We start from the raw sequence: 14,917 nt of genomic DNA on the forward strand, positions 1-14,917 counted from the left end.
TTACTTCTCCGTCCTGGTGGTGGTCGCGCCGCTCTCGGGCGCGGGCAGCAGTTGGCGGCGTACGAAGAATCCGAGCATCCGCTCGAAGAAGAGGGCGTCCAGGGCCGGTGCGGGGGCCAGCTCCGGCGGCATCGTCCGCAGGACGTTGGCGCAGTCGATCGAGGGCATCCGCCGGTCGGGCACATCTCCGAGCATGGCCATCAGCGGCGCCAGGGCGTTGTCCTCGCCCTCACGGTCCACCTGCTCGATGAGCGCCGCGCGCCACTCCTCGAACGGCACGCTGCGCACGGGATACCCGAACTCCTTGATCCTCTCGAAGATGTCGTTCCATTCGAGCGGCTGCGGGTCGATGGTGTGGAACGTCAGGTTCCGGGAGGCCGGCCGCTGGGACAGCCCGACGACCTGCTTCGCCAGGTGGTCGACCGTACCGACGGACAGCCGGTAGGCGCGCTGCGGCGCGAGCCCCAGCTGGACGCATCCCTGGATGACCTTGGTGATGTAGTCCTCGCTGTTGGCGGCGCCGTTACGGCTGTCGCACAACACCCCGCCCGCGCGGTAGACGGACACCGGGATCCCGCGCTCCCGCGCGATCCGGACCAGCCCTTCCGCCACCCACTTGCTCTGGCTGTACGAGGTGTCGTGGCCGACCGGCTCGGGCAGCGGATCGTCCTCCAGGAGGGTGTCTCTGTCCCCGCTCATCGCTCCCGCCAGGACCGCCAGCGTGGAGATGTGGTGCACGGGCTTGAGGCGCGAGCGGGCCGCCAGCCGCAGAATCTCCTGGGTGCCCAGCACATTGGCCGACTTCAGCGCACGGTACGGGCGTACGAAGTTGACCCACGCGCCGCAGTGGTAGATGGCGTCGGTCTCGGCGGCCAGCTCGTCGAAGGCGGCCGGCGTCAGGCCGAGCAGCGGCTTGGCGAGGTCGCCGGTCACCACGCGCAGCCGGGAACCGCGGGGCGCGGGCAGGCCGTACGAGTCCAGCGCGGCGCGAACCCGCTCCAGTCCCTCCGCCGCGTCCGCGGCCCGTACCAGGCACAGGACTGTCGCCTCCGTACGCTCCAGCAGTTCGGCGCAGAGGAATGCGCCGACGAAGCCGGTGGCGCCGGTGAGCAGCACGGTTCCCGGCGGCCCGTCGTGCGGAGCGGGCAGACCGTCCGCCCGGATGTCCTCGTCCAGCCGCACCTCGTCCCACAGGTCCGGGCCGGGCGGCGCGGCGGGCGCGTCCGTGCCCCCCAGCGCCCGTTCGACCACGGCGGCCAGTGCCGCCACTGTCGGCGCGCGCAGCACGTCCCGCGCGGCCAGGCCGGTGACTCCCATGCGCCGCAGCCGGCGGGTCGCCTGGGTCACCATCAGCGAGTGCGCTCCGAGATCGAAGAAGTCGTCGTCGACTCCGATCCGGTCGATGCCCAGCAAGCTGCACCAGATGCCGGCCACTTGGCGTTCCGTCTCGGTGCGTGGAGCCACCAGGGCGTCGGCATGGTCCTCGCCCGCCTCCGGCGCCGCTTCCCCGGCGTACGGCTGCCGCCCGGCAGCCGGCCGGGTCTGCCGCGCCTCGACCCAGTACCGCTTGCCCCGGAACGGATAGGCGGGCAACGGCACGCGGCGCGGGGCGGCTTCGCCGTGGAAGGCGTTCCAGTCCACGGCGACCCCCTGCTGCCACAGCCGGCCGACCGCGGTGACCAGGTGCACCAGGTCGGGTGCCGGGTCGCGCGGCAGCCCCATCGTGGGGACCGCCACCGGAGCCGGGGCCATCCGCTGGGCGGCGACCAGCGACGTCAGCGCCTTGCCGGGGCCGACCTCGAGCAGGGTCCGGCCGGGCCGGTCGAGGACACTGCGCACCCCGTCGGCGAACCGCACCGGGCGGCGCAGATGCTGCGCCCAGTACTCGGGGGACGTGGCCTCGACCGGGGTGATCCAGGTGCCGGTGACGCTGGAGACGAAGGGTATCTCCGGCTTGGAGAGAGTGAGTTGGCCCACCTTGCGGGTGAACTCTTCAAGGTAGGGGTCGACCATCCACGAGTGGCTGGCCACCGGAACGCTCACCTTGCGGCAGTCGATGCCGCGCCCGCGCAGGTTCTTCAGCAGCGCCGCGATGTCCTCGTCCGGGCCGGCGACCACCGTCAGGTCGGGCGCGTTGACCGCCGAGACCGACACCCGGTCGGACAGGAGGCGCACCAGCTCCTTCTCGGGAAGCTGGACGACGAGCATCCGGCCCGGCTCCATCTTCGCGAACAGCTCGCCCCGGGCGAGGGTGATGTCGAGCGCGCCCGGGAGGGTGAACACTCCGGCGAGGCAGGCAGCGACGTACTCGCCGAGGCTGTGCCCGATCATCGCGGCCGGGCGTATGCCCCAGGCCAGCAGCTGACGCGCCAGCGCGTACTCGATCGTGAACAGCGCCGATACGACGCCGGCCCCCTGGCCGCGTCCCATCGTGGCGGCGCCGCCGGTGAGTTCCCTGCCGCTCAGCGGCGTGAAGGCGGCGGGGAAGAGCAGCCTGCGCAGGTCGAAGCCGAGTCCGGGCATGAGCAGCTCCGCGCACTGGTCCACCTCGGCGCGGAACACCTTCTCCGAGCGGTAGATGTCCAGGCCCATGTCCGGATGCTGCATGCCGCCGCCGGGGAAGGCGAAGACCGCCTCGTGTTTCCCGTCGGGCGCGGTCCTGGTGTTCAGCCGGTCCGGCTCCTCGCCGCGCAGCGCGCGCACCGCGTCGGCCGGGTCCGTGCAGACCGCGAACCTGCGCAGCCCGAAACTCCGCCGGCCGTCCTGGAGCGTGTACGCCACATCGGCCAGGGCCGGGGGCGGATCCGCGCGGTCCAGACGGTCGGCCAGCCGCTCGGTGGCGGCGTCCAGGGCGGTCCGGTCACGTCCGGAGACGGGCAGCAGCTGCCACTCCCGCGGCTGCGCCGACGAGGGTTCGGCGGCCGGCTCCGGGGCCTGCTCGATGACGACGTGCGCGTTGGTGCCGCCCACTCCGAAGGAGCTCACCCCGGCCCGCCGCGGCCCGCTCGCCGGCTGCCAGTCGCGCACACGGTCCGGCACGTAGAACGGCGTGTTCTCCAGGCGGAGTCCGGGATTGGGGTGCGTGAAGTTCGCGGTGGGAGGGATCTGCCCGTGGTGCACGGCCAGTGCGGCCCGCATCAGTCCGGCCGCGCCGGCGGCCGCGTCCAGATGGCCGATGTTGGCCTTGACCGAGCCCAGCGCGCACTGGCCGACGGCGTCGCCCGGCAGCTGGAACGCCTGGGTCAGCGCGGTGACTTCGATCGGGTCGCCCACCTGCGTGGCGGTGCCGTGCGCTTCCAGATAGCCGATGGTGGACGGAGCGACACCGGCCATCGCCAGCGCCGAGGCGATCACCCGGGCCTGGCCGTCGACGCTGGGGGCGGCGAATCCCGCCTTCATCGAGCCGTCGTTGTTGACCGCCGAACCACGGATCACGGCGTAGATGTGGTCCCGGTCGGCCAGCGCCTCCGACAGCCTGCGCAGCACGAGCACCACGGCGCCGTTGCCGGGCACCGTGCCGCCTGCCTTCGCGTCGAAGGGGCGGCAGCGTCCGTCGGCGCTGAACAGCCCGCTGTCGGCGACCGGATAGCCGGCCTTCAGCGGCACATTGACCGTCACTCCCCCGGCCAGCGCCACATCGCACTCGTAACTGAGCAGCGACTGGCAGGCCAGGTGGGTGGCGACCAGGGAGGTCGAGCAGGCTGTCTGCACCGTGTACGCCGGCCCGGTCAGGTCGAGCAGATAGGCGATCCGGGTGGCGAGGAAGTCCTTGTCGTTGAACATCCGTGCCACGGGGGCCATCGGTGAGTGCAGGAAACGCGTATTGGTGTTCAGGTTCTGGGCCATGTACTTGTTCATGAACGAGCCCCCGAACACGCCGACCGCCCCGTCGAAACGTGCCGGGTCGTGGCCGAAGTCCTCCATGGCCTCCCAGGCGGTCTCGCAGAACATGCGCTGCTGGGGGTCCATCGTCTCGGCCTCGCCCGCGTTGAAGCCGAAGAACGAGGCGTCGAAGTGGTCCGCGCCTTCCAGGTGGCCGGAGGCGGGGACATAGTCGGGATCGGCGAGGGTCTCCTCGTCGACACCCGCGGCCGCCAGCTCCTCCCGCCCGAACCAGGTGATCGAGTCCACCCCGTCGCGCATGTTGCGCCAGAACTCGTCGACGGTCCTGGCCCCCGGCACCCGGCAGGCCAGGCCGACAATGGCCACCGGCTCGACGCCGTCCAGCTCTTCGCCGCCTGTCACGCCCCACTCCGTCCCGCTCGTCGCTTCGCCTGCCGGGCGAACGCGTCGGCCCGCCGGCCGGCCGCCTCGCGTACCCGGTCCAGTCCCCCGCCGCCCCCCGCCGCGCCTGCCGCGCCCGCTGTGTCGAACGCCGCGACCAGCGCCCGCGCCGTGGGATAGCGGAAGATGTCCACGAGGGACAGCCGGTCGCCGAGCACGGGCTGCAGCCGTGCCCTCGCCTGCACGGCGAGCAGCGAGTTCCCGCCCGCCTCGAAGAAGTTGTCGTCCATGCCGATCCGCTCCGCGCGCAGCACTTCGGCCAGTGCCTCGGCCACGTGGCGCTCCTTGTCGTTGTCCGGCGGCCGGTAGACGGCGGCCGGCCGGTTCTCCAGGGCGGGCAGCCGGCCGCGGTCCACCTTCCCGTTCGCCGTCATCGGCAGGGCGTCGAGGAAGACGACGTCCGCGGGAACCATGTAGTCCGGCAGCGACTTGGCGCCGAACGCCCGCAGTGCGGGCGCGGTCAGGGCGTTCGTACCGTGCGGGACGGGGACGCAGTAGGCGACGAGGCGGCTGTGCCCGCCCTCCCCGCGCACCGCGACGACCGCGTTGCGTACGTCGGGATGCGCGCCCAGGGTGTTCTCGATCTCGCCGAGTTCGATGCGGTGGCCGAGGACCTTGACCTGGTGGTCCAGGCGGCCGAGGAACTCCAGTTCACCGTCGGCACGTCGGCGCACCAGGTCCCCGGTGCGGTAGAGCCGGGCCCCCGGCTCCGCGGCGAAGGGGTCCGGGATGAAGCGTTCCGCGCTGAGCGCGGGCCGGCCGAGATAGCCGCGCACGACGCCCGGGCCGCCGAGGAGCAGCTCCCCCGGCGCGTTGGCGGGCGTCGGCCGCAGATAGGCGTCGACGACGTACGCCCGTACGTTGGCCAGGGGCCGCCCGATCGTCACCGGCCCGTGGCCGCCGGCTGATGCCGTGGTTGCCCAGACCGTCGCCTCGGTGGGGCCGTACATGTTGTGCACCTTGCCGGGCAGCAGTGCGGCCAGCCGCTCGGCGAGCGGGGCGGGCAGCGCCTCGCCACCGACCAGCAGCCGCTCCAGTCCGGGGAGCGCGGCGGCCGCGGCGTCGTCCTCGGCCAGCAGCCCCGCCACCGAGGGCGTGCACTGCAGATGGGTGACCCCGTGTCGTACGAGCTGCGCCGCGATGGGCTCGTCTGCCTGCGCGGTGCGGCGCCGGGACTCGCTCAGCTCGCGTGTCGTCGCGAGGTGTTCCAGGGAGGCGAGCACCCGCTCGTGCTCGACGCCGAAGTCGATGAGGCAGGCCACCTCGTCCACCTCGATCGACTTGAGCCGGTCGATCACATCGGCGCAGTGCTCCGGCGTACCCAGCAGCCCCGACGTTTCGAAGAACCGGTCGAAGGCCTGCGCGACGAGGTGGTCGAGCTCGTCCTCGGGCAGGGTGCGCAGGTCGGTCTCCTGCCCCATGGCCTGTCCAAGACCCGTCAGCAGGTCGAAGGAGGACTTGATGTACGCGCACAGGGGCTCGCGTACGGTCTCCCGCACCTCGTCGGTGTCGGTGCCGACGAACGTGTGGAGCATGACCGTCACCTGGCCGTTGCCCGGATGACCGGCATCGCGCCAGGCCTGCCGGTAGAGCCGGATCTTCTCCGCGAGCTGCTCGACGCTGTGGCCGAGGAGGTGGGTCAGCAGCCCCGCGCCGCTCTCGCCGGCGAGCTGGAAGGTCTCGGGGCTGCGCGCGCTGGTGACCCAGACCGGCAGTTCGTCCTGCACGGGGGGCGGGAAGATGCGTACGTCTGTCTCGGCGTCGGCCCCGTTGCGGCGGCGTACGGTCTCCCCGCGCCACAGCCGGCGCAGTTCGTCGAGACCGCTCATCATGGCCTTCTTGCGGTCGGCGTAGACGTCGGGCGCGAGCACGAAGTCGTCCGGCTGCCAGCCCGACGCGACCGAGATGCCGGCCCGGCCGTGGGAGATGTTGTCCACGACGGACCACTCCTCGGCCACCCGCAGCGGATCGTGCAGCGGCAGGACGACGCTGCCCGCCCGTACCGCCACGCGCTCGGTGATCGCCGCGATCGCGGACGCGGTGACCGACGGGTTCGGGTACAGCCCGCCGAACTCGTGGAAGTGCCGCTCGGGCGTCCATACGGCCGAGAAGCCGTTACGGTCGGCGAACTTGGCGCCCTCGATCAGCAGCCGGTACGCGTCGCCCGGCTCGCCTCCCCGGTCGCCGCCGAAGTAGAACAGGCTGAGGTCCAGCGGCCGGGCCTGCACGGAGGAGGTCACGGCCGGGCCGTCGGCCCCGGCGCTGTGCCGGGTCGGTTCGTCGCCACGGATGATCACCCGGTAGCCGTGTGCCAGCGTCCACAGCAGCTCCAGCACCGAGATGTCGAAGGACATGCTGGTGACGGCGAGCCAGGTGTCCGGGGTGTCTTTGCCGAGCACCTTGTCCATGCCGCCGAAGAACGTCTGGACATTGCGGTGCGAGACCATCACGCCCTTGGGCCTGCCGGTCGAGCCCGAGGTGTAGATGACGTACGCCAGGTGCTGCGGCGAGACGGCGGCGGCCGGGCCGCCGGCCCCGGCGGGCGTTGCGTCCGGCTCGGGTGTGTCGAGCAGCAGCGGCGACGCGGGCAGCCCCTCGATGCGGCGGGCCAGGGCCGCCCGTGTCACGATCACGGGGGTGCGCGAGTCCTCGGCCATGAACGCGATCCGGTCGGCCGGATAGCCGGGGTCGAGCGGCAGATACGCGCCGCCCGCCTTGAGGACGGCCAGCAGTGCGACGACCAGGGCGGGCGAGCGGTCCAGGTAGACGCCGACCGGTACGTCCGCGCCGACCCCGCGGGCCCGCAGCCGGGCGGCCAGCGCCTCGGCGCGCCGGTCCAGTTCGCGGTACGTCATCGCCTCCTCGGGCCGCTGCTCCGCGCCCAGCAGCGCCGGGGCGTGTGGCGTCCGCGCGGCCTGCTCGGCGATGAGCTCGTGAATCAGTACATCCGGTACGGGCTCGGCGGGCGGGTTCCAGTCCACCAGGACGCGGCGGGTCTCGTCCGGTGACAGAACGGGCAGTTGACGCAGTGGGGTGTCCGGGGCGGCCACGGCGGCGGCGAGGACGGCGCTGAACTGATCGCCGATCGAGCGGGCCGTGGCCTCTTCGAAGAGGCCGGTACTGAACTCCAGGCGGGCCGACAGCCGGTCGTCGGTCCGGGTCAGGCTGAGGGTCAGGTCGAACTTCGAGGTCTCGGTGTCGCCCGGCACCAGCTGTACTTCGCAACCCGGCAGGACCAGGCCGTCGGCGTCGCCCTCGTGGTAGCTGAACAGGAGCTGGAAGAGCGGGTTGTGGGCCGGGTCGCGGCTGGGCTGAAGCTCCTCGACCAGCTTCTCGAAGGGCAGCTCCTGGTGTGCGACCGCGGACCGGCTCTCGTCCCGGGCGCGGGCCACCAGCTGCCGGAACGTCGGCTCGCCGGAAACGTCGACGCGCTGCACCACGGTGTTGGTGAAGAAGCCGATGAGCGACTGCAGTTCGGCTTTGGTCCGGCCCGCCACGGGTGATCCGACGATCACCTCGTCGCCGCCCGCCCGGGAGTGCACCACGGCGGCGAACGCGGCCAGCAGCACCGCGAACGGCGTGGCGCCCTCGGCGCGGGCCAGCTCGCCCACCCGCTCGGTGACATCGGCGCCGATGGCGAAGTCCAGATGGCTGCCCAGGTGGCTCTGGGTGGGAGGCCTCGGGCGGTCCCCGGGCAACGTGGCCAGAGCGGGGGCCCCGGCCAGCCGCTCCCGCCAGTAACCGAGCATCTCCTCCAGCCGCTTCCCCTGGAGCCGGGACTCCTGCTCCTCGGCGAAGGCCGCGTACTGCACCTGCACCGGCGCGAGTTCCGGCTCCCGGCCTTTCGTGAACGCCCCGTAGAGGGCCGACAGTTCGCTGCCGAGGACGCCGAGCGACCATCCGTCGCAGGCGATGTGGTGCAGGCTGAGGCAGAACCAGTGCTCGTCGGGCGCGAGCCGCAGCAGCAGGGGCCGTACGGGCACCTCCACCGCCAGATCGAACGGCCGGGCCGCCTCCCGCCGGGCCTCCTGCTCCGCCTCGGCCGCCGGTTCGGGCCGGGCGGACAGATCGCGGACCGGGATGGTCATGGGCTCGGCCGGCCGGACGAACTGGCGCGGAGTGCCGCCCACCGACCGGTAGACCGTACGCAGCACGTGATGCCGGCGGACCACTTCGCCGAGGGCGCGCTCCATGGCGGCCACGTCCAGCGGGCCGCTGATCCGGTAGATCAGGGGGACGACGTAGACGGCGTTGTCCGGGTCGAGCTGGTCGAGGAACCACAGGCGCTGCTGGGGGTAGGAGAGCGGGTAGTGCCGCTCGGAGATGCGCCGCTTGAGCCGCTCGGCGAGCTGGGCCCGCCGGTCGTCGGCGGCGCCGCCGAAGGGAGTGCCGTCCGTCATCGTTCGACCTCGTTCTCAGCCATGTCACGCAAGAGAGCGTTCACCTCGTCGTCGGAGAGTTCGTCGATCCGGTGGAGCAGGTCCTCGTCGGAATCGGTTTCGCGAGCGCTTTCGCGGGCCGCGGCCGGGGCCGGCGGACGGTCGCCGTCGGCGGATGCGAGCGCGGCGTCCACGTCGGACGCGAGGCGCTCGACGGTCGGCGTGACGAGGAAGTTGCGCAGCGGCAGGTCCACGGCGAACCGTTCGTTGACCCTGCTCATCAGGCGCATCGCCAGCAGGGAGTTGCCGCCGAGAACGAAGAAGTCGTCCGCCACGCCGACTGCGGGGACGCCGAGCATTTCGGCCAGCAGCGCGGCCAGGGTGCGTTCCGTCGGGGTGCGCGGTGGCACATGGCCGTCGAGCGGCAGCCTGCTGTCGGCGACTGCCGGCAGTGCGGCCCGGTCGGCCTTGCCGCTGGTGGTCAGGGGCATCGCCGCCACTTCGGCGTACACGGCGGGCAGCAGATACGCGGGCAGGGTGCGGGCGAGGAAGTCCCGCAGCTCGTCGGGGGCAGGCGCGGACCGGCCCGGCGCGGCCGCCACATAGGCGACCAGCCGCCGGCCGGACGGGGCGTCGTCGACGACGACGGCGGCCTGTCCCACTCCGGGGTGGGCGGTGAGGGCCGTCTCGACCTCGCCCGGCTCGATCCGGTATCCGCGGATCTTGACCTGGTTGTCGGCGCGGCCGAGGAACTCCAGCGTTCCGTCCCGGCGGTAGCGCGCCACATCGCCCGTGCGGTACATCCGCGCCCCGCCACCGGCGTACGGGTCGGGCAGGAACCGCTCGGCGGTGAGCCCGGGCCGGTTCGCGTATCCGCGGGCCACACCGGGGCCGCCGATGTACAGCTCGCCCGGCACACCGACCGGAACCGGCCGCAGACGCGGGTCGAGGACGTGGGCCGTCGTGTTGGCGATCGGGCGGCCGATGGGCACCGAGGACGTACCGTCCGGCAGTGACTCGATCAGGTGGCACACCGCGAACGTCGTGGTCTCGGTGGGTCCGTATCCGTTGATCAGCCGCGTCGGCCGCGTGTCGGCGGGACTGTCCAGCAGCTGCCGTATCCGGCTCACATTGAGCACATCGCCGCCGACGATCAGGTTGGTCAGCCCGGCGAAGGCCCCCGGGTTCTGGGTCATCACCTCGGTGAACAGCGCCGAGGTGAGGAACATGCTGGTCACAGCGTGCTCGCTCAGTGCGGCCGCCAGCCCGCCGGGGGTGAGCAGCTGTTCCGCCTCGATGACGCACAGCGCGCCACCGTGCAGCAGCGCGCCCCACAGCTCGAAGGTGAGCGCGTCGAAGGAGGCGTCGGCGACCTGCGCCAGCCGCTCCCGCGGACCGAAGGAGACGTAGTCGGTCCCGCACACCAGCCGCAGCACCGAGCGGTGTTCGACCATCACGCCCTTGGGCCTGCCGGTGGAGCCGGAGGTGAACAGGATGTACGCGAGGCTGTCGGGTGTGGCCTGCGCGGCCGGCGCGTGTGCCGGGGCCTGGGCCAGTTCCCCGGCCACCTCGTCCAGGATCAGCGTCCGGGCCGCCCCCGGGGCCAGCCGCCCCTTCAGGCCGGCGCGCGTCACCACGAGCGGCGCGGCGACGTCGTCGAGCATGGCGGTGAGCCGCTCCGCCGGATATCCGGGATCGAGAGGTACGTACCCGCCGCCGGCCTTGAGGACGGCCAGCAGCGTGATCACCATCTCGTCACCGCGTTCGAGCAGTACGCCGACGGGGACGTCCCTGCCGACGCCGCGCGCCCGCAGCAGGTGGGCCAGGCGGTTGGCCCGCTCCTCCACCTGCGCGTAGGTGTGCGACCTTCCACCGCCGACGAGCGCGGTCGTGTCCGGCCGGGCGGCGGCCTGCTCGGCGAACAGCTCGGGAACGGTCCGGTCGTACGGGAAAGCCGTCGCCGCTCCCCGCGATCCGCGGAGCACGTCGGCGAGTTCGCCGCCGGCGAGCAGCGGCAACCGGTCGAAGGGCAGTTCGGGGGCGGCGAGTGCTTCCTGGAGGAAGGTCGTGTAGTGCTGGACCATCCGGCGCATGGTCTGGGCGTCGAAGAGGTCTGTGGCGTACTCCCAGATCAGGGTGATGGCCGAGTCGTCGTCACCGACTCCGTGACCGGCGTGCTGCTCGGCACGTGGGATCACGACGACGTTGATGTCGGTCTTGGCGGAGTCGTTGTGCAGTTCCAGCACGGAGCCGCGGATGCCCATGAAGTCCAGGTCCGGGATCTGCGAGTCGTGGAAGCTGAACATGACCTGGAACACCGGGTTGCGGGAGGGGTCGCGGGGCAGCGCCAGGGCGTCGACGAGCCGGTCCAGCGGCACGTCCTGCCATTCGTGTGCCCGGCCCACGGTGTCGTGTACGCGCCCGACCAGGTCGTCGAAGTCCGGCTGCCCGGACAGATCGACGCGCAGCGGTACGGTGTTGACCACCATGCCCATCATCTGCTCGATCTCCGTCAGCCGCCGGTTGGCGACCCCGCTGCCGACCACCACGTCACGCTGACCGCAGTAGCGCGACATCACCGCGGAGAATCCGGCGAGCATCGTCGAGTAGAGGGTGGTGCCGCGGGAGCGGCTGTAGGCGCGCAGTTTGCGGCAGAGTTCGCCGGGCAGGTCGATGCGCACCGAGGAGCCACGGAAGCTCTGTGCGACCGGGCGTGGCCGGTCGGTGGGGAGCTCCAGGGCGGGCGGTATGCCGTCGAGTTCCTTGGTCCAGTGCGCGATGTACGCGTCCAGGGCATCGCCTCGCAGCCACTCCCGCTGCCACAGCGCGAAGTCGGAGTAACCAATGGCCGGTTCGGGCAGCGGCGATGCCTCGCCCCGCGCCAGGCTCGGGTAGAGCTCTTGCAGTTCCCGCAGGAAGAGCGCGTACGACCAGCCGTCGTGCACCAGGTGATGTTCGACATGTACGAGCGTGTGATCGTCCTCGCCGTGCCGGATCAGCACCCAGCGCACCAGCGGCGGCGTGGTGAGATCGAAGGCGGCCTGCACGGTCTGCCTGATGATGGCGCCGGCGCGCTTGGTCCCCTCGTCGGCGCCGAGCCCGGTCAGGTCGTGCAGCGGCAGCTCGATCTCCATCGGCGGCTGCGGGAACTGCATGGGCCGGCCGTCGACCTCCCTGAACGCGGTACGGAACACGTCGTGGCGGCGCACGATTTCGTTGAGGGTGGCGTGCAGCGCGTCGGCGTCGAGCGGGCCGCGCAGCCGGATCGTGGCCTGCGCGTTGTACGCGAGATTGCCCGGCGAGAGCTTCTCCAGGAACCAGATGCGTTCCTGCGGGAAGGACAGTGGAACCGGTACGTCCGCCTCGTCGCGCTTCCGGGCCCGGATCGGCGGCACGATCGGGCCGCCGGAGGATGCCGCCGAGTCGATCAGGAGTGCCATCGCCGCCACGGTGCGCGCTTCGTACACGCGGCGCAGCGGCAGCTCGCGGCCGAGTTCCGAGCGCACCCGGGCGGCCAGCCGCCCGGCCAGCAGGGAGTGGCCGCCGAGGGCGAAGAAGTCGTCGTCCACGCCGACCGAGTCGAGGGACAGCAGGTCGGCCAGTATGGCGGCGAGTGCCCGTTCGGTGGGCGTACGGGGCGCCGTACGGCCGGAGGTGTCCGGCGTTCTGGGGGGCGCGGGCAGATTTTCCCGGTCGATCTTGCCGCTGGGTGTCAGCGGCATCTGTTCCAGCGGCACGATGACGGCCGGCATCATGTGGACCGGGAGACGCTCCGCGAGATGGTCCCGCAGCCGCGCGGCGTCGAGGCCGGCGCCCGTCGCGTAGGCGACGAGCCGTGGGCCTGCGCCGTCGTCGCGCGGGATGACCACGGCGTCGGTGACCTGCGCGTGCTCAGCGAGCTGCCGGGCGATTTCGTCCGGTTCGATGCGGAAGCCGCGGATCTTGACCTGGTGATCCAGGCGGCCGAGGAACTCCAGGTTGCCGTCGGCCCTTTCCACCACGCGGTCCCCCGTGCGGTACAGCCGGGCTCCCCCGGGCTCGGCCGCACCGGGATCGGGGATGAACCGCTGCGCGGTCAGGGCCGGTCGGCCGAGGTATCCGCGCGCCACGCCCGCCCCGCCGATGAGCAGCTCGCCGGGTGTGCCCGCGGGCACCGGCCGCATCGACTCGTCGACGACCAGAGTGCGGGCGCCGCGGATGGCCGTGCCGATGGAAGGCTTGCCCCCGCCGGGAGTCAGCTCGGCGACCGTGGCCCACACGGTGGTCTCGGTGGGCCCGTACGCGTTGAACACGCGCCGGCCGGGCAGCCACTGCTCGGCGAGGTGCTCCGGCAGCGCTTCACCGGCGCACACCAGCACCGCCAGGTCGGGCAGTGCGGCCTCGGGCAGCGTGGCCAGCACGGAGGGCGGCAGGGTGACATGGGTGATGCGGCGCTCGCGCAGGTAGTCCGCGAGGCCGGGGCCGGGTGCGATGTCCTCGCGCGGCGCCAGCACCAGGGTGGCGCCCGCGTACAGCGCCATCGTCATCTCGAACACCGACGCGTCGAAGCTGGTCGGCGCGAACTGCAACACCCGGCCGTCCGGCCCGACGCCGAAGGTCTCGGTCTGCGCGCGGGCCAGATTGGCCAGCCCCCGGTGGGTGAGCGCGACGCCCTTGGGCCGGCCGGTGGACCCTGAGGTGTAGATGACGTAGGCCAGTTGACCGGGCTCCGGCGACGGCCCCGGTTCCCCGGCCCCGGGCACAGCCGGGGCGGCGCCGGCGCTGTCGACGTCGGGGCTGATGCTCTCCAGACCCTCGTACACCGGGTCGCGGGCGGTCTTCGGATCGGCGACCAGCAGGGCGAGGCCGGAGTCGGCGATCATGTAGCGGAGCCGGCCGGCCGGGTAGGCGGGATCGAGAGGGAGCCAGGCCGCACCGGCGCGCAGGATGCCGAGCACCGCGAGCGGCAGGTGGAGCGACGGACTCGCCGCGATCCCGACCACGCTGTCCGGGCCCACGCCTTTGCGGACGAGCTCCGCGGCCAGCCGGGCCGATCCGTCGTCCAGTTCACGGTACGACAGCCGCTGGTCTCCGAACTCGACGGCGATCGCTTCCGGCGTTGCCGCGACGTTTCGGTTGAATATCTCACCGAACAGTGGAGTCGTCTCAGGCATTTGTTCTGGGCTCCCCGATTGCGCTCGGCCTGCTGTGACTGACTTGACCTTCCTGACACATTCCGCACAAGATCGTTCAGTGCGAGGGAGTAAAACTCCAGCGCGCGGTTTCCGGTGATTCGAGGACCATTCGCGAGGTCTCGCCGAATCTGAATTCCCTGGGTCCCGAGGGTTCGCAGGCATCGGGGTCCAGGCCGATCTCTACTTCCGTGACGCGTTCCAGCCGGTCGCCCGTCTCCAGCCGGAGGGTGAGGCCGGGGCCGCGCAGTTCCCGTACCCCGGGCGCGGTTTCGGCCTCGGTGAAACCGAAGACCGCGAGCGCGCCGGCGAGGCGCCGGCCGCGGTCGGCGGTAACCGAAACCGTCACACCGGTGACGTCCTTCATGAGCCGCTTCACCCCGTCCGGAGCACCGAGCGCCGCGTCCAGATAGCTCTTGCGCAGCAGCGCCCCGTCCGGTGCGGGCCGCGCGCCGAGGGAGCGGAAGTACTCGGGCGTCACCTCGTTGAGGAAGAGCAGCAACGGACTGCCCTCGCCCAGGTCGACGCTGATCAGGTGGTACCAGGGCTGCTGTTCCTCGGCGCCTTCCACCGTACGAAGCACCAGGTCATGGTGGTACTTGACCTCGCCGGAAGCATCCAGCGCGGCGCGGGCGCGCTCGGCGGATCCCGGCTCCTCGAACGAGAACACCAGACCGCCCGTGAGCGGCGACGCGCTGGGCAGGTCGCTGCCGAACAGCTCGATCAGCGTGTTCTCGCCGGCCACTCCCAGAGTGGAGTACTGCCCCGCGACCGAGCTTTCCGCCTCCTTGCGCTTGATCCGGCCGAAGCGCTTCGCCAGGAATCCGCTCGCCGACACATCGCGATGCGCGGCCCCGTCGAGCAGCACCATGACGTGGTCGAGGCGGGGTACCGGCGTTCCGTTCGCTGCAGATCCACTCGTCACACGTCTGCTCCGATCGCGTCCGAATTTGCGGTCCGACGAATACTCAATACGCATCGCAATTAACGCGGTTGCCCTCGGCGGACTCCGGAGCCAGGAGTCTTGCATCCGCCGCCCCCGCTAGGCACCGGGGGAATCCCTGGGCACCCTGGGGAGCCCCT

General features: G+C 71.8%; 4 protein-coding genes. All 4 read right to left on the bottom strand.

The annotated features are described in order from the left end of the window. The 4 genes from J7E96_RS07760 to J7E96_RS07775 all read right to left on the bottom strand — a co-directional run bounded on the left by J7E96_RS07760 (nt 1) and on the right by J7E96_RS07775 (nt 14,759). Nucleotides 1–4,245 carry a type I polyketide synthase gene (locus J7E96_RS07760; RefSeq protein ID WP_215128836.1) on the bottom strand — a complete coding sequence of 1,415 codons (4,245 nt, stop codon included), beginning with the start codon at nt 4,243–4,245 and terminating at the stop codon, nt 1–3. Further along, nucleotides 4,242–8,684, bottom strand: coding sequence for a MupA/Atu3671 family FMN-dependent luciferase-like monooxygenase (locus tag J7E96_RS07765; RefSeq protein ID WP_215128838.1), 4,443 nt, complete (start codon nt 8,682–8,684; stop codon nt 4,242–4,244). The genes J7E96_RS07760 and J7E96_RS07765 overlap by 4 nt, the downstream gene beginning before the upstream one ends. Further along, entirely contained in the window at nt 8,681–13,816 is a 5,136-nt protein-coding gene (locus tag J7E96_RS07770) for a non-ribosomal peptide synthetase (protein ID WP_215128840.1), read from the bottom strand. Before J7E96_RS07770 ends, J7E96_RS07765 begins: the two co-directional genes overlap by 4 nt. A 76-nt stretch (nt 13,817–13,892) precedes the next feature. Further along, entirely contained in the window at nt 13,893–14,759 is an 867-nt protein-coding gene (locus J7E96_RS07775) for a DUF5829 family protein (RefSeq protein ID WP_215128842.1), read from the bottom strand. Between the last annotated feature and the right edge of the window lie 158 nt (nt 14,760–14,917).

This window comes from Streptomyces sp. ISL-96 (assembly GCF_018614035.1).
Taxonomy (GTDB): domain Bacteria; phylum Actinomycetota; class Actinomycetes; order Streptomycetales; family Streptomycetaceae; genus Streptomyces.

Bases quoted from the DNA above. Each gene is read 5' to 3' on its own strand.
- J7E96_RS07770 (WP_215128840.1), bottom strand. From the start codon at position 13,816: ATGCCTGAGACGACTCCACTGTTCGGTGAGATATTCAACCGAAACGTC.
- J7E96_RS07765 (WP_215128838.1), bottom strand. From the start codon at position 8,684: ATGACGGACGGCACTCCCTTCGGCGGCGCCGCCGACGACCGGCGGGCC.